The organism is Curtobacterium sp. MCLR17_007 (genome assembly GCF_003234655.2).
Taxonomy (GTDB): Bacteria; Actinomycetota; Actinomycetes; order Actinomycetales; family Microbacteriaceae; genus Curtobacterium.
Genome location: NZ_CP126271.1, coordinates 820,915 through 843,617, shown reverse-complemented (window position 1 = coordinate 843,617; position 22,703 = coordinate 820,915). Strand labels below are relative to the sequence as shown.

At 71.6% G+C, this 22,703-nt stretch carries 22 protein-coding genes; 2 read left to right on the top strand and 20 right to left on the bottom strand.

Annotated features, from left to right (window positions below):
* Positions 1-106 precede the first annotated feature (106 nt).
* The 14 genes from DEJ13_RS04140 to DEJ13_RS04075 all read right to left on the bottom strand — a co-directional run bounded on the left by DEJ13_RS04140 (position 107) and on the right by DEJ13_RS04075 (position 15,599).
* Entirely contained in the window at positions 107-1,450 is a 1,344-nt protein-coding gene (locus DEJ13_RS04140) for an RbtT/DalT/CsbX family MFS transporter (protein WP_111106923.1), read from the bottom strand.
* Positions 1,451-1,775: 325 nt separating this feature from the next.
* The gene (locus DEJ13_RS04135) at positions 1,776-2,741 is read right to left on the bottom strand and encodes a hypothetical protein (protein WP_111106922.1); all 966 of its coding nucleotides are present in this window, start codon (positions 2,739-2,741) and stop codon (positions 1,776-1,778) included.
* An 8-nt stretch (positions 2,742-2,749) separates the two neighbouring features.
* The gene (locus tag DEJ13_RS04130; RefSeq protein ID WP_111106955.1) at positions 2,750-3,400 is read right to left on the bottom strand and encodes a response regulator transcription factor; all 651 of its coding nucleotides are present in this window, start codon (positions 3,398-3,400) and stop codon (positions 2,750-2,752) included.
* Positions 3,397-4,635: a sensor histidine kinase gene (locus DEJ13_RS04125; protein ID WP_111106921.1), complete on the bottom strand. Its 1,239-nt coding sequence runs from the start codon at positions 4,633-4,635 to the stop codon at positions 3,397-3,399. The genes DEJ13_RS04130 and DEJ13_RS04125 overlap by 4 nt, the downstream gene beginning before the upstream one ends.
* Positions 4,636-4,751: 116 nt before the next feature.
* Positions 4,752-5,657 (bottom strand): hypothetical protein, encoded by a 906-nt coding sequence (locus tag DEJ13_RS04120; RefSeq protein WP_146245241.1) that lies wholly within the window; start codon positions 5,655-5,657, stop codon positions 4,752-4,754.
* A gap of 86 nt (positions 5,658-5,743) precedes the next feature.
* Entirely contained in the window at positions 5,744-6,655 is a 912-nt protein-coding gene (locus DEJ13_RS04115; protein WP_111106919.1) for a hypothetical protein, read from the bottom strand.
* A gap of 25 nt (positions 6,656-6,680) precedes the next feature.
* Positions 6,681-8,033: a D-mannonate dehydratase ManD gene (gene manD, locus DEJ13_RS04110; RefSeq protein WP_258374099.1), complete on the bottom strand. Its 1,353-nt coding sequence runs from the start codon at positions 8,031-8,033 to the stop codon at positions 6,681-6,683.
* Positions 8,030-9,301, bottom strand: coding sequence for a mannitol dehydrogenase family protein (locus tag DEJ13_RS04105; protein WP_111106918.1), 1,272 nt, complete (start codon positions 9,299-9,301; stop codon positions 8,030-8,032). Before DEJ13_RS04105 ends, manD begins: the two co-directional genes overlap by 4 nt.
* Positions 9,298-10,185, bottom strand: a complete 888-nt coding sequence (locus DEJ13_RS04100; protein ID WP_111106917.1) for a sugar phosphate isomerase/epimerase family protein — start codon at positions 10,183-10,185, stop codon at positions 9,298-9,300. The genes DEJ13_RS04105 and DEJ13_RS04100 overlap by 4 nt, the downstream gene beginning before the upstream one ends.
* A complete protein-coding gene (locus DEJ13_RS04095) occupies positions 10,182-11,381 on the bottom strand; it encodes a Gfo/Idh/MocA family oxidoreductase (protein WP_111106916.1) in 1,200 nt (399 codons plus the stop codon). The genes DEJ13_RS04100 and DEJ13_RS04095 overlap by 4 nt, the downstream gene beginning before the upstream one ends.
* Positions 11,378-12,214: a sugar phosphate isomerase/epimerase family protein gene (locus DEJ13_RS04090; protein ID WP_111106915.1), complete on the bottom strand. Its 837-nt coding sequence runs from the start codon at positions 12,212-12,214 to the stop codon at positions 11,378-11,380. The genes DEJ13_RS04095 and DEJ13_RS04090 overlap by 4 nt, the downstream gene beginning before the upstream one ends.
* An 81-nt stretch (positions 12,215-12,295) precedes the next feature.
* Positions 12,296-13,246 (bottom strand): carbohydrate ABC transporter permease, encoded by a 951-nt coding sequence (locus DEJ13_RS04085; protein ID WP_258374098.1) that lies wholly within the window; start codon positions 13,244-13,246, stop codon positions 12,296-12,298.
* The gene (locus tag DEJ13_RS04080; protein ID WP_056122460.1) at positions 13,243-14,259 is read right to left on the bottom strand and encodes a carbohydrate ABC transporter permease; all 1,017 of its coding nucleotides are present in this window, start codon (positions 14,257-14,259) and stop codon (positions 13,243-13,245) included. Before DEJ13_RS04080 ends, DEJ13_RS04085 begins: the two co-directional genes overlap by 4 nt.
* Positions 14,259-15,599, bottom strand: coding sequence for an ABC transporter substrate-binding protein (locus DEJ13_RS04075; RefSeq protein WP_111106914.1), 1,341 nt, complete (start codon positions 15,597-15,599; stop codon positions 14,259-14,261). The genes DEJ13_RS04080 and DEJ13_RS04075 overlap by 1 nt, the downstream gene beginning before the upstream one ends.
* Before the next feature lie 199 nt (positions 15,600-15,798).
* Between DEJ13_RS04075 and DEJ13_RS04070 the strand changes: the two genes are divergently transcribed.
* Entirely contained in the window at positions 15,799-16,875 is a 1,077-nt protein-coding gene (locus DEJ13_RS04070) for a LacI family DNA-binding transcriptional regulator (protein ID WP_181437029.1), read from the top strand.
* 14 nt (positions 16,876-16,889) lie between these two features.
* Positions 16,890-18,314, top strand: a complete 1,425-nt coding sequence (uxaC, locus tag DEJ13_RS04065; RefSeq protein ID WP_111106952.1) for a glucuronate isomerase — start codon at positions 16,890-16,892, stop codon at positions 18,312-18,314.
* A 116-nt stretch (positions 18,315-18,430) separates the two neighbouring features.
* Here the strand turns inward: uxaC and DEJ13_RS04060 are convergent, their stop codons facing one another.
* From DEJ13_RS04060 to DEJ13_RS04035, 6 genes are all read right to left on the bottom strand, one after another.
* Positions 18,431-19,201 (bottom strand): sugar phosphate isomerase/epimerase family protein, encoded by a 771-nt coding sequence (locus DEJ13_RS04060; protein ID WP_111106913.1) that lies wholly within the window; start codon positions 19,199-19,201, stop codon positions 18,431-18,433.
* 67 nt (positions 19,202-19,268) lie between these two features.
* Positions 19,269-19,850, bottom strand: a complete 582-nt coding sequence (locus tag DEJ13_RS04055) for a GNAT family N-acetyltransferase (RefSeq protein ID WP_111106912.1) — start codon at positions 19,848-19,850, stop codon at positions 19,269-19,271.
* A 72-nt stretch (positions 19,851-19,922) separates the two neighbouring features.
* Positions 19,923-20,309, bottom strand: coding sequence for a type II toxin-antitoxin system death-on-curing family toxin (locus tag DEJ13_RS04050; RefSeq protein WP_111106911.1), 387 nt, complete (start codon positions 20,307-20,309; stop codon positions 19,923-19,925).
* 30 nt (positions 20,310-20,339) lie between these two features.
* Entirely contained in the window at positions 20,340-20,591 is a 252-nt protein-coding gene (locus tag DEJ13_RS04045; protein WP_258374097.1) for a YlcI/YnfO family protein, read from the bottom strand.
* On the bottom strand, positions 20,588-21,295 hold the full coding sequence (locus DEJ13_RS04040; RefSeq protein ID WP_111106910.1) for a response regulator: 708 nt from the start codon (positions 21,293-21,295) through the stop codon (positions 20,588-20,590). Before DEJ13_RS04040 ends, DEJ13_RS04045 begins: the two co-directional genes overlap by 4 nt.
* The gene (locus DEJ13_RS04035; protein WP_111106909.1) at positions 21,292-22,569 is read right to left on the bottom strand and encodes a sensor histidine kinase; all 1,278 of its coding nucleotides are present in this window, start codon (positions 22,567-22,569) and stop codon (positions 21,292-21,294) included. Before DEJ13_RS04035 ends, DEJ13_RS04040 begins: the two co-directional genes overlap by 4 nt.
* Positions 22,570-22,703 lie beyond the last annotated feature (134 nt).

Below are 22,703 nucleotides of genomic sequence, written 5' to 3'. Positions count from 1 at the left end.
CAGCACCCACCCGGGCGTGTCGGCCACGGTGGTGGACCGGACCCACGACGGACGGGAGGCACGGTGCCGGCCGGCCCCGTGCCTCCCGTCCGTCAGGTGGTGGCGGTCAGTGGCCGGCGGCCTCGGCCTGCGCGGGCACCCTGAGGAAGCTGAGCACCACGAACGCGAGCGCGTAGAGCACGACGAACGTCCAGACGACGCCTGCGGCGCCGCCCCACGGCAGCACCGCGCTGACGACCGCGTTGCCGAGGAAGGTCGCGCCACCGGCGGCCGTCGCGTACATCGCCATGGCCGCGCCGCGGCGGTCCTCCCCCGCGAACGCCGGGACGATCGCGCCCATCGGTGTGAAGCCCGCGAGCATGATGCCGAAGACCGTCCCCGCGGCCGTCGCCAGCCAGAACCCCCACTCGGACCCGGCGGGTACCAGGTGCGGCACGTACCACCAGGCCAGCAGGCCGACGCCCGATGCGGCGATCCCGAACCACTTGACCGTGCGGATCCAGCCGATGCGGTCACCGATCGCGCCGAAGACGGCGTTGAACAGGATGTTGCCGGCGTACACGATGACGGTCATCGTGAGCCACTTCGACTGTCCCCAGCCGAGCTCGGTGCCGATGACCGCGGGCATGATCACGAACATGCCGAACTCCGGCGCGGTGTTCACGAGGCGGATGACGACGGCCAGCAGGACCTTGGGGCGCGAGATGCAGACCTCGATGCCGCTGGCGATGACCCGGGCGGCGGAGTGCTCACGCGGGGCGATCCGGCCGAGACCCGTGCGCTCGTGGACCCCGAACCGGACGACGGCCCAGCCGACCGCGACGAAGAGCAGCGACAGCGCCATCGACCCGGTCTCCCCGGTGGCACCACCGCCGAACGCGGGGATGCTGCCGATCGCGATGAGGGAGCCGAGCGTGGGCAGGCCGCCGGTGAACACGACGTAGAACCAGCCGACGGCGGTGGCGTTCCGCTCGCGGGCGACGGTGTGGTTCACCCAGCACAGGAACGAGAACGCGAACAGCGGGAACCCGAGTCCGCGCAGGAAGTACGTCAGCGCGATGAGTCCGACGGACCCGGTGGGCAGCGCCGCCAGGAACGTGACCTGGAACACGACCCAGAGCACCGCGCCGATCGTCATGACCCGACGCGGGCCCCAGAGCTCGGACAGCACCCCGGCGAAGTACGAGGCCACCAGGACCGCGACGCCGTACAGGCCGATGACCATCGCGGCACTGTCGGTGCCGCCCGTGCCGAGGGCTCCCGCGATGTGCGGGGCGATGAAGTTCGACTCGATGCCGTCGCCGGTCATGAAGATGAGGACGCCCAGGAAGCCCCAGCGCAGTGGGTGCGGGATGCCGAGTCGGGCGAGGAGGCCCGGTCGTGGTGCCGCGGCTGGTCCTCGTGCGGCGGGGTCGTGCAGGGGTGGGGCGGTGACGGATCGGTTCGACATGCGTCTCTCCTGGTGGGCCCCCGGAGTGCTCGACCCTGCATCGCGGCTGTTCTCCGGGGTGCGCCGCGCACCGGCCTCCGTGCCTGCGCTGTGGCTGCGGGCGGCGGGGGTCGTCGGCGATGATGCGGGTCATGGTCCCGGGGCGGCCCGATGCTGCTGTGCGGATCCGGTCCCCGGCGGACCATCGCCGGCCCGAAGCATGGTGCCCGAGATTAGACCGCTCCAACGCTCGTCGTCAAGAACGACAACTGTTGTGTAACGATCCGACGTCGGTCGGACGGTCGGTCCGTCGGTCCGTTGGTCCGTCGGTCTTTCGGTCCGTCGGTCAGTCCACGTCGGCCGGCGCCGCCGGGGCGAGGCGACGGATCGTCGCGTCGAGTCGACGGTCCACCGCCAGTTGGTCCGCCGGCGCCCCGTGGAGCACGGACGCGTCGCTCGCCGTGACGTGCCGGAGGCGGTCCCACTCGGCGTCATACAGCGCCCTCCGGTAGCCGGACGACGCCTGGCACGCGACGTCCCGCTTCGCGATGGCGACCTCGCCGTCCTGCACGGGCGTCGTGGAGATGGTCGTGCCGTAGTCCGAGCGGATCGACCGCGAGGGCATCCCGTTCGGCGTCGCCGGCAGGTCGGGGAGCCCGGCCGGCGCCATGCACGCGTGCCACTTCGCGGCTGCTGCGACGACGGCGTCGTCCTCGCGGGCGGCCGTTGCGGCGAGGTACGTCAAGCGCTTCGCCACGATCGAGGCGCTCTGCACGGCGCCACTTCCATCGTCGGTGCCGAGCGTGCGGGAGCCCTGCCGGAAGCACCGGGTCGTCTCCCGCTCGGAGGCGTTCGCGAACGCCGCGTTCCGCTTCGGGTCCTCACCCCACGCCTTCATGCCGTCCTCGTTGGCTCCGACCGTCGACGGGCCGTGGTAACCGCGTGTCCGAGCCGTCTCGGCGTCGAGCGGTGTGCTCCAGGAGAGGGCGGGTGAGGTGTTGCCACGCTCCGGTGTCTCGTCCTGGTCGGAGACCGCGTCGAGCCCGGCGGTCGTCGCCCACGGCACCGGGAAGTCGATCCCGGCATCGCGCAGGCACGGCTGGATGACGAGGTTCGTCGCGTAGGTGTCCTTCCGGCCGCCCGGCTGGACGTAGCCGTCGAGCGGCATCGTCCAGGCTGCCGGGTCCCGCTCGGTCGTCGGCAAGACGGCGACGTCGACGGGCTCGGGCAGGCCGTGCACGACGCTCGCGGCGAGGCCGATGACGACCAGGGCGAGCGTGCCGGTCTTCGTGGCGCGACTGGTGATCTGCATGGTTCCCCCTAGGCGCGGACGAGGCCGCGTTCGTGTGCGGTGATGACGACCTGGATCCGGTTCCGGAGGCCGAGCTTCATCAGCACGGAGCGGACATGGCTCTTCACGGTGGCCTCGCTGAGGAACACGCTCGCGGCGATCTCGGCGTTGCTGAGGCCCTTCGCGACGAGGAGGAACACCTCGCGCTCGCGGGCGGTCAGCGCGTCGAGAATCTCGTCGCGTCGGCTCGTCTCGGCCGGGGTGCCCTGCGCGCGGAGCAGCTCGAGCGCCTCGGCCTCGGTCGGCGCGGGGCGGCCCTCGTGGACGTCGCGGATGGTGGCCGTCACGACGTCCGGCAGCGCGTCCTTCGTCAGGAACGCGGCAGCTCCGGCGCGGAGGGCGGCGAGCACGGCGTCGTCGCGGCGGATGGTGGTCAGTGCGACCACACGGGGGCGGTCGCCGTCGACAGCGGCGAGGCGTCCGAGGGTCTCGATGCCGTTGAGCACGGGCATCCGGAGGTCGAGCAGGAGCACGTCGGGGTGCTCGGCTGCGCAGAGGTCGAGGGCCTCGAGGCCGTCGGCAGCCGTCCCGACGCAGGTCATGTCGTCCTGGGCGTCGACGAGCATCTGCATCCCGGAGGCGAAGAGCCGCTGGTCGTCGACGACGGCGACCCGGATCACCGTGCCACCTCGAGCGTCGGCACCGGAGTCGGGGCCGGGACGTCGACGGTCGGCAGCCACGCCGTCACGACGAAGTCGTGGTCCTCGTCACCGGTGCCGGCGCGCAGCCACCCTCCGGCCAGGCGCGCACGCTCCTGCATCCCAGCGATCCCCGAACCGGGGCCGTCGAGCTCGACGAGCGGTGCCTCGCCGTTCGACGTCACCACCAGGCCGAGACCCGGACCGCGCCAGTCGAGGACCACCCGGACGACGGCGGTGCGCCCCTGGTGCTTGAGGACGTTCGTCAGGCTCTCCTGGACGATGCGGTGCACCGCCGCCCCGACCGCCGGGGCCACCGCGGACGGGGTGCCGTGGGACTCGGACATGGCAGACATCCCGAGCTCCCGCATGTCCTCGACCAGCGGCGGCACGTCGTCGAGACCGTGACGCGCCTCGTCACCGGCGCCCTGGATGCGCTCCACCAGCGCCCGGACGTCACCGAGGGCGGCACGACTCACCTCGGCGATGTCCTGGAGCGCCTGCGCCGCGTGCTCGTCACGGGCCGCGATGGCCGCGGCGCCCTGGGCCTGCGACACGACCACGGCGAGCGAGTGCGCGAGGGAGTCGTGCACGTCCCGGGCGATCCTGGCACGCTCCTGCTCGGCCTGCAGCTCCACGGTCGTCACCTCGGTCTCCCGCTCGGCCTCGACCACCCGCACCCTCGCGAGACCGATCCGCCACGACGCCCCGAACGCGACGCCGACCGCCCACCCGATGCCGCTCGCGCCGGCGATCGCCAGTGCGATGAAGACGAGGTCGCTCCGGGTGCCCGACGACGATCCGACCCACAGACCCCAGACGTCCGGGTCCGCCGCCGTCGGCACGACCATGGCCCACGCTGCCGCAGCGCTGGCGACCGCGAGGACCGGGACCGCGAGCCACCGGAGCAGGTCCGACCGTCCGGCACCGACGATGCCGACGACGATCACGATGGCCAGGTACTCGGGCCACGTCGTGTCGGTCGGGCGGTGCAGCAGCCGGAGCGCCTGCAGGAGCGGAACCACGACGACGAGTCCGAGGGCGGTCGAGGGCATCCAGTTCGACAGTCCGATCGCGACCGCGAAGGCCGAGACGACGATGACGTGGTCGGCGAGTCCGGACCGGCCGGCCTCGGCGACGATCCAGAGCGCCAGGAAGACGGCGCCGGCGACGGGAGCGACCAGGTGGCGTCCACGGCGGCGGAGGAAGAGGAGCATGCGGCTGAGCGTAGGGGGACGCCGGCCGGGTCACCGAGCCGCCCCCGGCCTTTTCATCCGAGGTGATGAGGACGGCTCGGTGTGTGACGGGACGGCTCAGTGTGTGACGGGACGGTTCACCGCGCGGCGAGGAAGGCCCGGAGCGCCGGACCGAACCGCTCGAGGGCAGACACCGCCGACGTCTTGCCGACCGAGGACGCAACCGTGTGGAGGATCGACGTGCTCTCCGACTCCGCTGCGCGGGTGATCGTCGGGTTCGCGTGGAAGGCCTCGAGCGCACGGACGCACGTCCGCGACTCCATGCCGATGGAGACCGCTGCGGTGATCCGGCTGAGGACCTCGTCACTGCTCAGCGACGTCCACTCGTCCGTGACGGTCTCGACGGCTCCGAAGCAGTCCGCGAGCGCTGCCCCCGCGGTCCCCCGACGGCCGGCCGCCGCGAGGAGCACCTGCTTGCCGAGATCGATCTCCGCCACGTCGCGCATCCACTTCGTGGTCGCTCGCGACGTCAGCCAGGCGGCGGTCGCGTCCAGGTCGTGGGTGAGCACGAACTGGTCGACATCGCTGAAGACGAGCGTCTCCCCCGGCGCGATCGTCTCGTCCCAGAGGGTCACCGGCGGGTACTGGCTGTGGAACAGCTCGTACCGTGCGACGACGGCCGACGGGGTCGGCCGCGGGTCGAGGGCACCGGACCGGAGCAGGTCGATCGTCCACACCGACGGGGTCAGGTTCCGCAGGAACACGGAGTCCCCGAAGCGGCACTCCTCGAACCAGTACCCGGCCGACAGCGTGGAGACCCCGCCGTACAGGGTGGCCGGGACCAGTCCCGGAGACGTCGTGGCGCAACGGTTCGGGGCCCGGAGGCCCGGCCCGTTCGGCGCGGCGATCAGCGACTCGGACGTCGCGGCGCGGATCGACGACCCGACCGACGCTGCGGCGACGGGCGCGACGGCCAGGGGGACCACCCCCACGCTGAGCGCGGTGAGGACGGTGACGGTGATGCGGACGACGGTGACTCGCATGAGCACCCCTCGGGTCGGGTGGCTGCACGGTACGCCTCCGCTCACCATGCGACAAGTGGACAGGATCGTCCACGAGCGCAGGTCCGTCAGCGTCCGAGGTCGCGGCGGTGCTGTCGGGCGGCGGCGAGGAGGTCCCGCGCCCGGTCGCTGGCGGCCTCGGCGTCGTCGCGGGCGAGTTCGAGGCGTGCGACCTCGGCAGTCGCTGCGTCGAGATCGCGCTGGAGCTGGGCGCGACGCTGTTCGGCGGCGTCGAGTTCCGTCTCGGCTCGGTCCAGCGCGGCATCGGCGTCGCGGGACTCGGCGCGCGCGGCCGTCTCGGCCTGGCGTGCTGCGCGGCGGTCCGCCGCGGTGTCGCGGGCCGGTTCCGGATCCGGTTCCGGTTCCGGTTCCGGTTCCGGTTCCGGCCTGGAGGCTCGGCTCGGCTTGGTCGTTCGTCGCGCGCTGGTGATCGGGATGGGGTCGGCCCCGCTGCCGGACCAGGCATCCGGGACCGCGTCCGGCACGGCGAGCGCACCGTCGAGGTCGACGTCGTCGAACCCCGCGCTCTCGAGCGGTCGGACCAGGAGCCCGGACCGCACCGCGGCGCCCGCGTGCGGATCGGCCATCGCGGCCTCGATGGTGGCGCGGACCTGGTCGAGCACGGCCGGGGCGGCGGCGTGGCCGGCATCGGAGGCGAGGTCGGCGCCCGCCTGGGCCAGCGCGGCCACGACGCCGGAGCGCTGTCGGCGGAGCACGGCGATCTGCTGCGGGTCGGCGCTCGCCTGGGCGTCGCGGATCGTCGGACCCAGGTCGACAGCCTCGTCCAGTGCTCCGTCGTGGGCGAGCAGGTCGACGACCCATGCCGCCGGAGCTGGCTTCCGGAGCTTCCCGATGGCCGTCGCGAGGTCGCGGTCGTCCTGCCGGGCTGCTCGTTGCCGGGCGGTGCGCTCGGCGACGAAGTCCGCGGGCGCGACGAGCAGCAGGTCGCGGGCGGCCTCGGCGAGCGCGTCGATGTCCACGGTCGCCGAGGCTACCCGCGCCGGGTCACCAGTCGTGGACGGTGCCGTCGGCCAGGCGGTTGAACGGCAGGTATGCCTGTTCGTACGGGTACTTCCCCGCTTCGTCGACGTCGAGCGAGACCCCGAGCCCGGGCTCGTCGCCCGGGTGCAGGTAGCCGTCGGTGAACGTGAAGGTCTGCTGGAAGACCTGGTTGGTGCGGTCGCCGTGCTGCATGTACTCCTGGATGCCGAAGTTGTGGATCGCCATCCCGAGGTGCATCTGCGCCGCGAGCCCGACCGGCGAGATGTCGGTCGGCCCGTGGAACCCGGACTTGATCTGGTACATCGCCGCGTAGTCCATCGTCTTCTTGAGCGGGGTCACGCCACCCATGTGCGTGACGGCACCGCGGACGTAGTCGATGAGCTGGTCGCGGATGATGTCCTTGAAGTCCCAGATCGTGTTGAAGACCTCGCCGATCGCCAGGGGTGTCGTGGTGTGCTGCCGGACGAGCTTGAGCGCCTCTTGGTTCTCGGCCGGGGTGCAGTCCTCGAGCCAGAACAGGTCGTACGGCTCGAGCGACTTGCCGAGCTTCGCGGCCTGCAGCGGGGTCATCCGGTGGTGGCCGTCGTGCAGCAGGGGCAGCTCGGGGCCGAACTCGTTGCGGACGGCTTCGAACACGGTGGGTACGTGCCGGAGGTACGCGCGGGTGTCCCAGTCCTCCATCGCCGGGAAGGCACCGCGCTGCGCCGGCTCGAAGTCGTAGCGGACGCCGCTGTTGCCCTCGGTCGTCGCGTTCGACGCAATGCCGTAGATGGACTCGAGCCCGGGCACGCCCGTCTGCACGCGGATGGAGCGGTAGCCCTCTTCCTGGTGCGCACGGATCGAGTCGAAGAGCTCGGGCAGCTCCTTGCCGGAGGCGTGTCCGTAGGCCATCAGCCCCGTGCGTGACGCACCGCCGAGCAGCTGGTACAGGGGCATCCCGGCGACCTTCGCCTTGATGTCCCAGAGCGCCATGTCCACGGCGGCGATCGCGGCCATCGTGACCGGGCCGCGACGCCAGTACGACGAGCGGTAGAGGAACTGCCAGGCGTCCTCGATCCGGCTGGCGTCGCGACCGATCAGCAGCGGGACGACGTGCTCCGACAGGTACGACGCGACGCCCAGTTCGCGGCCGTTCAGGGTCGCGTCGCCGAGACCGGTGACCCCGTCGGCCGTGGTCACCTTCAGCGTCACGAAGTTGCGGTCCGGGCTCGTCACGATGACCTCGGCCTTGTCGATCAGTTGCCCGCGGTCGGCGGACGGCCACGTGTCGGGACGGCCCGAGGTCGTGTCGGCAGCGCGGTCGTCGACGGCGCCGGGGACGGGCGCGGCGGGGTTGGTCGTGCCGGTGTCGGTCATGCTGGTACTCCTTCGGACGAGCGAGCGCGGGCTGCGCGGATGCGGTCGGCGGCGGCGGTGACGGCCGCGACCACGGGGGTGGTGTCGAGGTCGGGGGCGATCACGCCGAGGACGTCGTGCACGTCCGAGCCTGCACCGGGTGCGCCGGGGTCGTTCACGAGCCCGGGTTGCTCGGTCTGGTGCAGCCACCACGCGGCGATCAGGGTCGCGGCTCCGGGGCCGACGCCGGCCGCAGGGTCGCGGCCGAGGCGGTGCCGCAGCACGTCGACCACGCGGACCGGCAGCTTCTGCGAGCCGCTCGAGGCGATCTGCGCCAGGGTGTGCCGGATGCGGGGGTTGGCGAAGCGGTCGACGAGCGCGGCGCGGGCCTCGGCGATCTCGGTCGCCGGCAGCGGGAGCTCGACGGCGGCTTCGTCCCAGAGCTGCTCGACCGCGCTGCGGCACACGTCGTCAGCCATCGCCTGCGCCACGGTCTCGTGCCCGAGCAGCAGTCCGAGGTAGGCCAGCAGCGAGTGGGATCCGTTGAGCAGCCAGAGCTTCCGCTGCTCGTACGGCGTGACGTCGTCGACCAGGCGGACGCCCGCCGTCTCCCACGCCGGACGGTCGATGCCGTCGAACACGTCCTGCAGCACCCACTCGGCGAAGGGTTCGGTGACGACGGGGACGCGGTCCTGCGGCAGCGCGCCGGGGAGCTCGCCCAGTCCGGCGACGTCGTCGGCCGTGGTCGCCGGGGTGATCCGGTCGACCATCGAGCTCGGGAACACGACGGTCGCCTCGATCCACGCGCGGAGGTCGTCGTCGGTCGTGGCGTCGAGCACGGCCCGACGGAGGACCTCGCCGTTGTGGGTCAGGTTGTCGAGGCTGACCAGGGCGATCCGCCCCGCGCCAGCCCGGCGCCGCGCGTCGAGTCCGGCGACCAGACGCGCGGGGACGTCGGACCCCGACCGGTACCCCTGCTCGGTGACGGTGAGCGTGACGATGGTCGTGTGCGGCGAGGCGAGTGCTCGGGCGAAGGCGTCGACGTCGCTGCCCGGGTGCGCCGCGACGACGGCGTCGATCACCTGGGCGGTGTCGCCGTCCGCTGCCCGGGTCACCAGCGTGTACCGGCAGCCCTGCGCCGTGAGCGCGTCGGCCATGTCCGGGGAGCGCCCGGTGAACGCCGTGATGCCCCACGGATCGCCCGTCGCGTGCTGGGTGTACCAGGCGAGGTGGGCGCGCGCGAACGCCCCCACCCCGAGGTGCACGACGCCGGAGCGGCGATCGGTCATGCCGACACCGGCACGAGCGACCGCAGGAACGCCAGGTTGTCGGCGGTGCGCGCTTCGAGCGGCAGGTCCGTGGAGAAGTCCTCGATGGTGACCCAGCCGTCGTACCCGAACGCGCGGAGGTCGTCGAAGTACTCGGCCACCGATGCCTGGCCGGAGCGGAGCGGCGCCCACTCGTGCTGCCAGACGCTGCTGCCGTCGGCCCGGGTGTCGCCGGTGTCGACCCACCGGGCGTTCTTCACGTGCACGTGCGCCAGGTACGGCCCGAGCAGCTCGAACGCGGCCAGGTGGTCTTCGCGTCCCTCGATCACCAGGTTGCCGAGGTCGTGGATGACGCCCACGTGCTCCGGGTCGAGCCCGTCGACGAGCCGGAGCGCGGCCGAGGCCGACGGGGTGATCGTCATGTGGTGCAGCTCGACGAGGGCCTTCACGCCGAGTTCGGTCGCACGGGCCACCGCCCACTCGAGGTCGGCACGGGTTCGGTCGAAGAGCTGCGGGTAGGACTCACCGGTGCGCTCCCGCTCCTGCCGGTAGACCGGCATGCTGACGCGGACCTGCCGGGCGCCGAGCTCGCTGGTGACGCGCAGCATGGTCTCGACGCCGTCGCGGTTCGACGCCTGCTGGTAGCCGCCGATGCCCGAGTACGCCAAGCCGGCGTCGTCGGTGATCCGCGCGATCTCGCCGACCTGGTCCTGGATCCCCGTGAACTGCCAGGTCGACCGGTTGCCCGCCCAGAAGGCGCGCTCTGCCGGCACCGTGGTGCCGTCGGCCGGGCGGTCGTCGACGACCCGCCACTCGATGCCGTCCCAGCCCTGGGCCGCGAGCGTCGCTGCCGCCTGCGACGGGGTCCAGTCGGGGGTGGACGCGGTGAACACGGAGAACTTCATCGGGTGACTCCTTCGGTCGCGGTGGCGACGACGGGCACGACGTCGTCGTACTTGCCGTCGATCACGTCGTCGATCAGCACGGGCTGTCCGAGCGTCGCGCTGACGTAGAGCCCGCGCACCGTCGCGAGCGAGACCAGCGCGGCGTCGACGGTCACGCCGGGCTCACGCCCGGTGCGGATCGCGTCCACGATGTCGCTGTACTGGCGACCGTGCCCCGCGAGGAAGTGGTCGGGTTCCGGCGGCCCTCCGACGACGTGCTCGGCGGGGACGACGTCGGCCTTCTGGTCGACCGGGTCGGCCACGGCAGTGGTGTTCGCGCTCGCGGCCGCCGCGGCCAGGGCGGCGGCGTCGGGCGCGACGTGGAAGTAACCGAGCTTGTCGTCGTCGACGACGGCCGAGCCCTGCGTGCCGTAGATCGCGTACCGGGCGCTGAGGCCCGGGTACGCGGCCGTGGTGCAGTGGATCACCCCGAGGGCCCCGTTGTCGAAGCGCACGGTGGCGACCGCGGTGTCCTCGACCTCGATGCGCTCGTGGGCGAGCAGCCCGACCTGGGCCGAGATCTCGACCGGACGACCGAGCGTCCACACGAGCAGGTCGACGGTGTGCACGCCCTGGTTCATCACCGCGCCACCGCCGTCGAGCTCCCAGGTGCCGCGCCAGTCACCGGAGTCGTAGTACCCCTGCGAGCGGTACCAGGCGACGCTCGCGACACCCGAGGTGACCCGCCCGAACCCGCCGCCGTGCGCGGCCTGGGCCACCGCGACCGACGCCGGGTCGAACCGGTGCTGGCTGATCACGCTGACGATCAACCCCCGCTGGCGGGCCGCCTGGGCGAGCGCGGCGATCTGCCGGGCGCGGGGCATGGTGGTGTCGAGCGGCTTCTCGATGACGACGTGCTTGCCCGCGGCGAGCGCGGCCTCGGCCAGCGCGACGTGCATGCCCGACGGCGAGCAGATCGCGACGACGTCGATGTCGGTCTGGGCGATCGCCTCTTCGATGGTGGCGGTGGTGAGCGGGCGGGGGGCGCCCGACGCCTCGATCTCGTCGGCGGCGCTGGTGGCGGCTTCGGGGATCGCGTCGACGAGGGCGACGACGTCGAGGCCGTCGTTCGCGAGTGCGACGCGGGCGTGGTGACGGCCGATCACACCGGCGCCGACGACGGCGAGCTTGAGGGGTGCTGTGGTGGCTGCGGTCATCGCAGGGTCACTCCGATCTGGTCGGTGAGGGTCCGGAGGGCTCGTCCGGCACGGCCGAACGCGGCGGGACCGGAGAACCCGCCGAGGGAGGTGAAGTCGCTGAGGTGGGGTTCGAGCGAGGCGTACCCGGAGTACCCGGCGTCACGCAGCGCCGTGAGCGTGAGCAGGAGCTCACCGTCGCCCTCGCCAGCGGGGACGACGGACGAATCGGCGGCGAGGGCGTCCTTCACCTGCAGGTAGTCGACGTACGGCGCGAGCTGGGCCCACCCGTCGGTGAAGGGCCGGACGCCGCACTGCACGTAGTTGGCGTTGTCCCACGCGAGCCGCAGTGACTGCGACCCGACGCTCTCGACGATGTCGAGCACCCGCGAGGGCACGTCGCCGTAGATGTCCTTCTCGTTCTCGTGCAGCAGGGTCACGCCCTCGCGCGACGCCAGCTCGGCGAGTGCCCGCATCCGGACCAGCACGTCGTCGCGGACGGACTCCGGAGTGCGGCCTTCGAAGTAGAAGGAGAAGATCCGGATGTTGGTGGTGCCGAGGGCGTGCGCGGCGCGGATCGCCCGGCCGAGGCGCTCGGTCTCGTGCTCGACGGGTTCGTCGACGGAGACCTTGCCGATCGGCGACGCGATGGCGGACACGGTCTGGCCGCGCTCGTCGAACAGGCGGTGCAGGCCGGCGAGCTGGTCGTCGTCGAGGTCGACGACGTTGACGCCCCAGGCACTGCGGACCTCGATCGCACTGGCGCCGAGGGCTTGCAGCACCGCGACCTGCACCGCGGGGTCCGCGTCGATCTCGTCGCCGAAGCCGGACAGTTCCCATGTGGGCTGAGCCATTGGATTCCCTTCGTTGCTTCGATCCTGGAGGAGCGGGGCGGGCCCGCACCGGGCCTCCAGGCAGTCTGTGGAGAACTCGCGCTACTTCACACTGCCGGCGGTCAGACCGCCGACGAGGTAGCGCTGGAAGATGAGGTAGAGGGCGACCACCGGGACGGCGCACACGATCGAGGCGGCCATCATCTGGCCGTAGATCGGGACCGCGCCGCCTTCCTGCGTGGTGCCGAGCACCTGCAGGACCACCGCGACCGTGCGCGTGTTCGGGGTCGTCATGATCGTGGAGAAGAGCACGTCGTTCCAGCCGAGCAGGAACGCGAAGATCGCCGAGACGACGATGCCCGGCCACGACAGCGGCAGCACGATCTTCGTCAGGATCTTCGTCGAGGACGCACCGTCGATGCGCGCCGCTTCCTCCAGCTCCTTCGGGAGCCCGCGCAGGTAGGTGACCATCACCCACGTCGAGAACGGGAGCGCGAACGTCAGGTACGTGACGAACAGGCCCCAGCGCGTGCCGATGATCTGCACGCCGGTGGCGCTCGCGATGTTCGAGAACACCACGAACACCGGCAGCAGCAGCAGGGTCCCGGGGATCGACTGCAGCGCGAGCAGGCCGCGCAGGAAGGTCAGGCGCCCGAGGAACCGGAACCGGACCAGGACGTACGCCGTCGACACGGCGAGCGCCGCACTCGCGACCGCGACCGCGCCGGCGGTGAGCATGCTGTTCACCAGGCCCTGGCCGAGCGCGACCGTCGACCAGATGTCCACGTAGTTCGCGAGCGTGAACTCGGACGGGAAGTACTCGCCGCGGGCGACCGCCACGTCCGAGTTCACCGAACCGAACACGATGTAGAGCACCGGGACGGCGATGAACGCGATGATGACCGCGATCACGGTGACCAGGAGCCACCTGGGCAGCAGCCGGGTCACGTCGGTGTCGTACGGACGCTTGTGGCGCTTCGTGTTGCCGGTCGAGGTGATGCTCTCGGTGAGCGTCGCCGTCGGGCGGGTCCGGGTCGCGCTGTAGCCGCTCATGCGCGTGCTCCCTCGATGTCGGCGGCGGCCGGGGCGGCGAGCGTGGCGCGGTCGGCGCGGCGCTGCTTCCGGTTGGGCCCGGCGTCGTCGCCGGTGTCGAGCTGCACCGCTCGCAGGTAGACGAACAGCGGGATGGCGACGATCACGAGCGAACAGATCGCCATCGCGGCCGACAGGCCGAAGCGGAACGACTGGAAGCTGGCGATGTACGTCAGGACCGGCATGACCTCGACGCTCGACGGGAGCGGGATGCCGAACAGGACGAACGGCAGCGTGAAGTTGTTGATGTTGTGCAGGATCGCGATGATCACCGCCAGACTGAGCGGCCCCCGCAGGTAGGGGAAGACCACGTAGCGCAGCTTGATCCACCAGGTCGCGCCGTCGAGCGACGCCGCTTCGTGGACCTCCAGGTCCACTGCCTGGAGGCCCGCCAGGCTCAGCAGGTACACGAACGGCCACGACGTCCACACCATGACCGCGGCGAGCGCCCAGTAGGACGCCGCACCGTTCAGCCAGAGCACGTCGGTGTGGAAGATCGCGTTCACGACCCCCTGCGGCTGCAGCATCGTGCGGAAGAACGTGCCGACGACGAAGGCGGGGAGCACGTAGGGGATCAGGTAGATCGAGCGGACCAGCCCACGACCCGGGAACCGGTTCTGCGTCGAGATCGCCGCGGCGACGCCGATCGGCACGGTCACCGCGGTGACGAGGACCGCGAGCGAGCACGAGATCCAGATCGAGTGCAGCAGTGGCGAGTCCGTGATCGCGTCGGCGAAGTTCGCGAACCCGACGAACGGGGCGCTGAACCACTGCCGGAGCGTGTACTGGTCGAGGTCGAGCATCGCGATGAAGAACCCGACCAGCAGCGGCACCACGATGATCGCCGCCATGAGCACACCGCCGGGGATGAGCATCCAGAGCGGGCGCTCCTTCTTGTAGAGCGGGGTGGTGCCGTGCGGGCGGACGGTCCGCTGCGGGTGCTGCACGGGCGTGCGTGTCTCGGTGGCGGTCATCACAGACCTCCGTTCTTCTGCCGGTCGAGCGTGGACTGGGCGTCCTTCTGCGCGTCCTGCAGACGCTTCCGGAGCTGGTCGTCGGTGACCTCGCCGCCCTTGAGCGACGGGATCGACTGCACGACGACGTCGACGAGCGCGAGCTGGATGTCGGACCAGGCGCCCGTGAACGCGGTCGGCTTGGAGAGCTTGCCGGCGTCGATGATCGGCTTGAGCTGCGGGTTGTCGTCCGCCAGCTGCTTGGCCGCGTCGGCGTTCGTCGGCAGGTTGCCGAAGAGCTTGTAGTACTCCAGCTGGGCCCGCTTGCTGCTGACCTGCTTGATGAAGTCGAACGACAGGTCCTGCTTGGTGCCGTAGTCCGCCACGACGAAGTTGTCGCCGGACAGGATGCTGGCGGCCTCGATGCCGTCGGCCGGACGCTCGGTGGCGCCCGGGGGCACGGTCGGCAGCAGCGCGAACTCGTACTTGCCGTCGATCTTCGTGCCCGCGAACGAGTTGATCGCCGTGGTCGTGGTCATCGGGAAGAAGGCGGCCTTGCCCTCGGTGAACTGCGCCAGGGCCTGGGCGTTGTTCCACCCGATCGCGGACTTGTCGACGACACCGTCCTTCGTGACCCAGTCGAAGTAGGTGCGGTAGGCGTTCTGCACCGCCGGGGCGTCGAGCTCGGCCTTCGTGCCGTCGACCAGCGTGTTGCCGGCGTTCTCGGACATGCCCCAGATGAACTTCCAGGGGTCGAAGCCGTCGGCGTAGGCGATCGCCATGCCGTGCACGTCACCGCTCGTCGTGGCCTTCGCGTCGGCGGTCAGCTGGTCCCACGTCGTCGGCATCTCGGTGATGCCCGCCTTCGCGAGCAGGTCCTTGTTGACCGCCATCACGAACGGGCGGCTGGCGAAGGGGATGCCGATCTGCTTCGACGCGCTCGGACCGGAGATGCCGAACGACGCCGGGTCGAACTGGTCCTTGCCGCCGACCGCCTTCCACTCCTTCGCACCCATCCGGACGAAGGCGCCGGTGGCGTAGGCGGTGGGGGTGAACGTCGTGCCGATCGCGTAGACGTCCGGGCCCTGGCCGGAGATGACGCTCGTCTGGATGGCGGTCAGTTCCTCCTGCGCCGAGGAGTACGTCTCCCACTGGATGTCCGCGCCGGTGGTGCGCTTGAACTCGGCAGCGGTGTCCTGCTGCCACTGCTTGCGTTCCTTGGGGTAGGTCGTGTCCGCGCCCATCATCACGCGGAGGGTGTTCGGGTCGTCGCCGCTGCCGTTCACGATCGCGCATCCCTGCAGCGAGAGCGCGGCGAGGGCGACCACGACCACGGAACCGATCAGGGTCCGTGTCTTCATGGGGGTTCCTCCTCGAAGCGTCCACGGGCAACGCTGCCGGTGGTGCACCCACTGTCCCGCCGGTGGCAACAACCGGCAACCGGTTGCCACTTGTTGCCAGATCCGAATAGCGTCAGGGCACCGGAGCACCGCCGCCCCGGTCCTCGTGCCGGGTCACGCCCGTGCCGCGGCGCCACCACGTCCGACGATCGGAGGCACGATGACCGAGACCGACGCCACCCGGCGCACCGCCGACTCGTCGCCCCGAGGACCCGACACGCTCCGTCGGGTCACGATCCGTGACGTCGCCGACGCGACCGGGGTCGCCCCCTCGACCGTGTCCCGAGCCCTGTCGATGCCGGACCGCGTGAACCGCGTGACCCAGCAGCGGATCCAGGACGCGGCGCGCGAGCTCGGCTACGTCCCGAACTCGCAGGCGCGGGCCCTGACGTCCGGTCGCACGCGGGCGGTCGCCGTCCTCGTGTCCGACATCACGAACCCCTTCTACTTCGACGTCATCCGCGGCACGCAGCACCAGCTCGCCGCAGCGGGGTGGACGCAGCTGCTCGTCGACACCCAGGAGTCGCCCGACGCCGAGATGGCTGCCCTCAGTGCGATCTCCGCCAAGGCCGACGGCGTGGTTCTGACCGCATCGCGACTGTCCGACACGCAGATCGCCCGGTACGCGGAGCGGACGCCCCTGGTCGTGGTGAACCGCCGTCCGGCCGGCGTCCCCTCGGTGCTGATCGACACCCCCGGCGGTGTCGAGCAGGCCGTGCAGCACCTCGTCTCGCTCGGGCACCGGGACGTGCTCTACGTCGCCGGCCCCGACAGCTCGTGGTCGAACGAACGCCGGTGGAAAGCCCTGGTGCAGGTCGCCAACCGGCTCGACGTCCGCGTCGCCCGCATCGGACCGCACGCGCCGTTCGTCGACTCGGGTGCCGCCGCTGCCGACGCCGCCGTCAACGCGGGGGCCACCGCCTGCATCGCCTTCAACGACCTGATCGCGATCGGCATGCTCGGGCGACTACGCGAACGCGGCGTGCGGGTCCCGCAGGACATGAGCATCGTCGGCTGCGACGACATCTTCGGCGCCGACTTCTGCAACCCGCCGCTCACCACGATGACGTCCCCGATCGAACGCGCCGGCCGCGTCGCCATCACGATGCTGCTCGGGCGGCTCGGTGCGATCCCGGCCGAGCAGTTCCCCGGCGAGCGGATGCGCGGCGCAGTGGCACTCCCCACCCACCTGACCGTGCGCGAGTCCACCGGCCCCGCGCCCACCCCGACCTCCTGATGAAAGGGTCGACGATGTCCCAGACGACCGCCACCACGCCCGCCGTGCTCGCGCCGCACCCGGACCGGCTGTTCCCGGCCGACCCGGCGACGCGCACGATCGCCCGCACCGTCTACCAGGCGGTCGCGGACGCCCCGGTCATCTCGCCCCACGGGCACGTCGACGCCGCGATGATCGCCGCGGACCAGCCGTTCCCGGACCCGGCCGCGCTGCTCGTCACGCCGGACCACTACGTCCTGCGGCTGCTGCACGCGAACGGCGTCCCGCTCGACGCCCTCGGCCGCGGAGACGGTCCGGCTGACGGTCGCGCGATCTGGCGCCGTCTCGCCGAGCACTGGGACGACTTCCTCGGCACCCCGGTCCGGTACTGGTTCGAGACCGAACTGCACGACGTGTTCGGCCTCGACCGGCAGCCGTCGGCCGCGAACGCCGACGCGCAGTACGACCACATCGCCTCGGCGCTCCTCGAGCCGTCCTTCCGCCCCCGTGCGCTGTTCGACGCGTTCGGCATCGAGGTGCTCGCCACCACCGACGACCCGACCGCCGACCTTGCCGCGCACGCGCAGCTGGCAGCCGACCCGGGCTTCCGCGGTCGCGTGCTGCCGACCTTCCGCGCGGACGCGGTCTTCGACCCGTCCCGACCGGACTGGAGGACCGTGGTCGCGTCCATCGGACAGGCAGCCGGGATCGACACGGGCAACCATGACGGCCTGCTGGCGGCACTCCGTGCTCGCCGCCGGTACTTCATCGAGCACGGCGCGACCGCCACCGACACCGGGGTCATCGACGCCGGGTCGACGCCGTTGCCCGCTGCCGACCGGGAGCGCATCCACGCCGAGGCGCTGCGCGGGGACGTCGCAGCGGCCGACGCCGTGGCGTACCGGCACGACATGCTGTTCCGCTGGGCGGAGATGAGCGTCGACGACGGACTCGTCATGCAGCTCCACCCCGGTGTCATCCGGAACCACCACACCCCGACGCTCGAGCGCTTCGGCCCCGACACCGGGCACGACCTGCCCGCCGTCGGTGCGTTCACCGAGCCGCTCCGCCCGCTGCTCGAGGCGTTCGGCACCGCGCCCGGCTTCCACATCGTGCTGTTCACGGTCGACGAGACCGTGTTCTCGCGCGAGATCGGGCCCCTGGCCGGCTTCTACCCCGCCGTGTACGCCGGCGCGCCGTGGTGGTTCATCGACACCCCGGCGGCGATCGGGCGGTACCGCGGCGCGATCACCGACTCGGCGTCGTTCACGAAGACGTCCGGCTTCATCGACGACACCCGGGCGTACTGCTCCATCCCCGCTCGGCACGACATGGCTCGGCGTGCCGATGCCGCGTACCTGGCGTCGCTCGTGGTCACGCACCAGGTCTCGGAAGAGGACGCCGTCCGCACCGCCCAGCGCATCGTGTCGGACATCCCGAAGGCCACGTTCAAGCTCTGACGCTGCGCGGGTGCCGGTGCCGGTGCCGGTGCCGGTGCCGTCTCGCCGGGTGCGAGGTTGGCCGCCCCGTGCTGCGCTGATCCGCGGCACGGGGCGATCGTCCTCGCACGAGGGAGTCAGTACGGGGCCGCGGCGCGGACGTCGCGGAGTGCGGCGGCCATCTGCGGCTCGGGGTCGTCGGACCACCGGCATTCCAGCGACACCGGGCCGCGGTACCCGCCCTGGTGCACCGCCGCCAGGAACTCCGGCCACGGCCAGTCCCCCGCGCCCGGCGGCAGGCGATCCCGATCGGACACGTGCACGTGCCCGATCCGGTCGGCCAGGGACCGGACGACGTCGAACGACTCGCGCTCGGCCTGCACGTGGAACAGGTCGGCGACCACACCGACGCCCTGCAGCTCGAAGGCGTCGAGGAACGCCACGGCCTGCTCGATCGTGTGGACCACGTTCGTCTCGTCGTGGTTCAGCGGTTCCAGCACGATGCTCAGGTCCTGCTCGGCCCCGAGGTCCCGCGCGACCCGGACCACCCGGGCGAAGCGCTCGTAGGCCTGAGCTATCGGCATGTCCGGCGGTGCCGTCCGCGCGGTCCCCGAGCCGAACACGATCCTCGCCCCGGGCGCTGCGACCGAGGCGACGATCGGCACCACCGCGCCGAAGTACCCGTCGACCACGTCGGGGTCGGCGGTCAGGAGCGGCAGGTCAGGCGGGACGAACAGGGCGAACGAGCCGAACCGTTCGTCGTCGTAGGCGGGATCGCGCAGCCACCTGTCGCCGTCACGATGGACCAGGTTGCCCGCGATGCCGGGTTCGACGTGGTCCGCACCCGCTCGGCGGACGGCGTCGGTCAGTGCTGCGCCGGCGACGATGCCGATCCCGCTGAAGGCCATGCGGCCATGCTGCTCCCCGACCGCCGTACCGTGCGTCGTTGCCGTGCGTTGCCAGGCGTTGCGACGCTCACCGGAGGATCCGGCGCATCAGGACTCGTGGGAAGCCGTTGAGCACCGAGGTGGTGTCTGCCGCGTGCTCGAAGCCCGCTCGCTCGAACAGCCGACGTGTCCCGACGTAGGCCATCGTCAGGTCGACCTTCGCGGACCCGTTGTCGACCGGGTAGCCCTCGATCGCCCGCGCACCGTGCTCGTCCGCGAATCGCACCGCGCCGTCCAGCAGCGCATGCGAGATGCCCTGCCCGCGGCGCCCGGGGCGGACACGGATGCACCACACGCTCCACACGCTGGTGTCGCCGGGGTCGTCGAGGTGCGGGATCCGGCGGTTCCGGGCGAACGTCGTGTCGGGCCGCGGATGGACGCCAGCCCATCCCACGACCTCGTCGCCGTCGTACGCCAGGACCCCGGGTGGCGGGTCCTGCCGCACGAGTTCACGGACCCGGTCACCGCGGGCCGTCCCGCTCAGCTGCTGGTTCTCGCGCGAGGGGATGCGGTAGCTCAGACACCAGCAGACGTTGGCGTCAGGCCGCTTCGGCCCGACCATCGTCCGGACGTCGTCGAACGACGTCGCTGCGCGGACCACGATCCCCATGGAACGATCCTGACCCTTGGACCGCGCGTTGTCCGGAGCCGAGGCTGCTCCACGATCTCGTTGCGCGGTGGTTCAGGTCGGCGCCACCGCCCCGCGGAGCTGCCCGGCGATGGCGTCGACGTCGTCGACGTCGTCGAGTCGTCCTTCGGCGATCGCGACGATGAACGCGTACGCCTGGTCGTTCGACATCGTCAGTGTGCGGCCGTTCACCCCGAGGAACACGATCAACACCATGAGCCCGAGCCGCTTGTTGCCGTCGACCAGCGCGTGGTTGCAGACCGTCGAATGGACGAGGGCCGCGGCCTTGTCGGCGAGGGTGGGGTACGCGTCCTGTCCGCCCACCGTCGCGGCCGGTCGGGCGACCGCGGCCTGCAACAGCCCCGGGTCGCGCACCACGGCATCGGGTCCCACGGTGCGCTGGACGACGTGCAGCGCCTCGTCGTGGGTCAGGTGGATCACGGTGCGACAGGGATCACGGTGCGACAGGGATCACTGTGCGAGGCGGTCGAGTGCCTCGGCGTACCGCGGCAACTCACGGTCGAGGATCCCGTCGATGAGGTCACTGCGGCTGTGGTGCTCGATGTACTCGCGGATGGCTTCGCGAGCGACTTCCTGCATCGATCGCGACTCGAACTCGGCACGCTTGCGGAGCGCGTCGGATTCGGTGTCGTCGAGTCGCAGGGTCATCGCCATGCACCAGATGGCATCAATACTGGTGTCGTCTTCCAGCAGGTCGGTCATGCCTGCCACCCGGGCGTCGCCAGCCCCGTCTCGTAGGCGAACACCACGAGCTGGGCACGGTCCCGCGCACCGAGCTTGATCATCGCGCGGGAGACGTGGGTCTTCGCGGTGGTCGGGCTGACGAACAACCGCTCGGCGATCTCGGAGTTGGTCAGCCCGGCAGCGACGAGCCGCATCACCTGACGCTCACGATCGGTCAGGACGTCGAGCCCCGGTGCCAGTGCCGCCGACTTGGCGTGGGTCGCGAAGGCCTCGACGAGCGAACGGGTGGGGCCCGGGGACAGCAGCGACTCCCCCGCGACCACGGTCCGGATCGCGCGGAGGAGCTCGGCAGGCTCGGTGTCCTTGACCAGGAACCCTGCGGCGCCACCGCGGATGGCCTCGAACACGTAGTCGTCCTCTTCGAAGGTGGTGAGGACCACGACGTGGACGTCGGCCAGTGCCGGGTCGGCCGAGATGCGCCGGGTCGCCGCGAGCCCGTCGATGCCGGGCATCCGGATGTCCATAAGCACGACGTCCGGGCGCTCACGTGTGGCGATCTGCACCGCGGCGTCACCGTCGCCGGCCTCACCCACGACGGTCATGCCGGGCTCGGCGTCGACGAGGGCACGGAGGCCAGCGCGGATGAGGACCTGGTCGTCGGCCAGGACCACACGGATCGGTGATGCCGGGGTGGCCACGGGGTCGGCGAGGCGATCGGTCATGCGTCCTGCTCCGGTGTCCCGGACGGCAGGCGCGCCACGACGGTCCACCCGCCGTCCGGTCGGGGTCCGGCGCGGAGTTCGCCGCCCACCGCGGCGGCACGTTCGCGCATGCCGATGATCCCGTTGCCGGATTCCCCGAACAGGGCCGACGGCGCCCCCGCGGCACGGCTCGCGGAGTCGGACGCCGCGGTCGGTTCGTCCACGACGACCAGGTCGACCACGTCGTTCCCGATGTCGACCGTCAGGGTCGCGCGGTGGTCGGGCGCGTGCTTCATGACGTTCGTGATCGACTCCTGCGCGATGCGGAACGCGCTGCGGTCGACCACCCCGTCGATCGCCGACGGGTCGCCGTGGACCTCGGCCGTGACGTCGAGCCCGGCAGCGCGGGCACGCTCGACCAGGTCGGACACGCGGGCGAGTCCGGGCGTCGGGGTGCGCTCGGCCACGTCGGCGTCGACTGCTCGCAGCACGCCCAGCACGGTCCGGAGCTCGACCAAGGCCTGCTTGCTCGTGTCGCGGATGCTCGTCAGGGCTTGCTGGGTCGGCTCGGGCAGCGCCCCGCCGAGGTGCAGCGCGACCCCGGCCTGCAGGTTGATCAGGGACATGCTGTGTGCGACCGAGTCGTGGAGTTCCCGGGCGATGCGGACGCGTTCGTCGTCGGCACGGGCGCGTTCGGCCGCGGCGCGGGCACGACGGGCCTCAGTGGCGCGCTGCACCCGCACCCGGACGACTTCGGTGATCGCGATCGTCGCGGTGAGCCAAGCCAGGCAGAGCGTCAGGGTCATCACGCTCGGGAACGCCGCACGGTCGGTCAGGGTGTCCGCCGTCGGGAGGACGACCTGAGCGATGCCCGCTGCGACGTAGACGCTGGTCCGGTGCCCCCGGAACCAGGCGTTCGCCAGCGCCATCGTGAGTGCGGCGACGAACGGCCCGCGCGGACTGACCACCACGGCGAAGCAGATGGTCGTGCCCAGGGTCACGGCGAGCACGGCGACGGGCCAGCGCCACCGGAACGGCAGCACGACCACCCCGGCGACGAGCAGCACGACGGCGAGCGGCACGAGCTCGACCGGTGCTGCACCCGCCGCGCTGCCACGTGCCCAGGGCGGTCCCGACCCGTCCGTCACGCCTCCGGACCAGCGCGAGGCGGCGATCGTCCCACCGACCTGCACGAGGGCCACCGGGACGACACGGCCGACGCGCGCGAACCGTCGCGGCCCGGTTCGCCAGGCGCGGGGTCCGTGCGGCTCGGTGGCCGGCGTGTCGGTGGTCATGCTCCGACTCTAGGGTCGCCCGTCCCGCGTGGCATCGGGCCGACGGTGGACCTGTGGACTACTCCACCGGGAGTACGTCCCTGTGGAGGGAGCCGGGCCCTGCGACCGCGGGAGGAGGCCGAAGTGGGCCTCGG

Excerpts from the sequence above, each read along its gene's own strand:
- DEJ13_RS04140 (WP_111106923.1), bottom strand. The coding sequence starts at position 1,450 with ATGTCGAACCGATCCGTCACCGCCCCACCCCTGCACGACCCCGCCGCA.
- DEJ13_RS04070 (WP_181437029.1), top strand. The coding sequence starts at position 15,799 with ATGACCGAGACCGACGCCACCCGGCGCACCGCCGACTCGTCGCCCCGA.
- manD (WP_258374099.1), bottom strand. The coding sequence starts at position 8,033 with ATGACCGACACCGGCACGACCAACCCCGCCGCGCCCGTCCCCGGCGCC.
- DEJ13_RS04090 (WP_111106915.1), bottom strand. The coding sequence starts at position 12,214 with ATGGCTCAGCCCACATGGGAACTGTCCGGCTTCGGCGACGAGATCGAC.
- DEJ13_RS04125 (WP_111106921.1), bottom strand. The coding sequence starts at position 4,635 with ATGCTCCTCTTCCTCCGCCGCCGTGGACGCCACCTGGTCGCTCCCGTC.
- DEJ13_RS04100 (WP_111106917.1), bottom strand. The coding sequence starts at position 10,185 with ATGAAGTTCTCCGTGTTCACCGCGTCCACCCCCGACTGGACCCCGTCG.
- DEJ13_RS04085 (WP_258374098.1), bottom strand. The coding sequence starts at position 13,246 with ATGAGCGGCTACAGCGCGACCCGGACCCGCCCGACGGCGACGCTCACC.
- DEJ13_RS04095 (WP_111106916.1), bottom strand. The coding sequence starts at position 11,381 with ATGACCGCAGCCACCACAGCACCCCTCAAGCTCGCCGTCGTCGGCGCC.
- DEJ13_RS04040 (WP_111106910.1), bottom strand. The coding sequence starts at position 21,295 with ATGACCGATCGCCTCGCCGACCCCGTGGCCACCCCGGCATCACCGATC.
- DEJ13_RS04120 (WP_146245241.1), bottom strand. The coding sequence starts at position 5,657 with ATGCGAGTCACCGTCGTCCGCATCACCGTCACCGTCCTCACCGCGCTC.
- DEJ13_RS04060 (WP_111106913.1), bottom strand. The coding sequence starts at position 19,201 with ATGGCCTTCAGCGGGATCGGCATCGTCGCCGGCGCAGCACTGACCGAC.
- DEJ13_RS04075 (WP_111106914.1), bottom strand. The coding sequence starts at position 15,599 with ATGAAGACACGGACCCTGATCGGTTCCGTGGTCGTGGTCGCCCTCGCC.
- DEJ13_RS04135 (WP_111106922.1), bottom strand. The coding sequence starts at position 2,741 with ATGCAGATCACCAGTCGCGCCACGAAGACCGGCACGCTCGCCCTGGTC.
- DEJ13_RS04105 (WP_111106918.1), bottom strand. The coding sequence starts at position 9,301 with ATGACCGATCGCCGCTCCGGCGTCGTGCACCTCGGGGTGGGGGCGTTC.
- DEJ13_RS04045 (WP_258374097.1), bottom strand. The coding sequence starts at position 20,591 with ATGACCGACCTGCTGGAAGACGACACCAGTATTGATGCCATCTGGTGC.
- DEJ13_RS04035 (WP_111106909.1), bottom strand. The coding sequence starts at position 22,569 with ATGACCACCGACACGCCGGCCACCGAGCCGCACGGACCCCGCGCCTGG.
- DEJ13_RS04055 (WP_111106912.1), bottom strand. The coding sequence starts at position 19,850 with ATGGGGATCGTGGTCCGCGCAGCGACGTCGTTCGACGACGTCCGGACG.
- uxaC (WP_111106952.1), top strand. The coding sequence starts at position 16,890 with ATGTCCCAGACGACCGCCACCACGCCCGCCGTGCTCGCGCCGCACCCG.
- DEJ13_RS04080 (WP_056122460.1), bottom strand. The coding sequence starts at position 14,259 with ATGACCGCCACCGAGACACGCACGCCCGTGCAGCACCCGCAGCGGACC.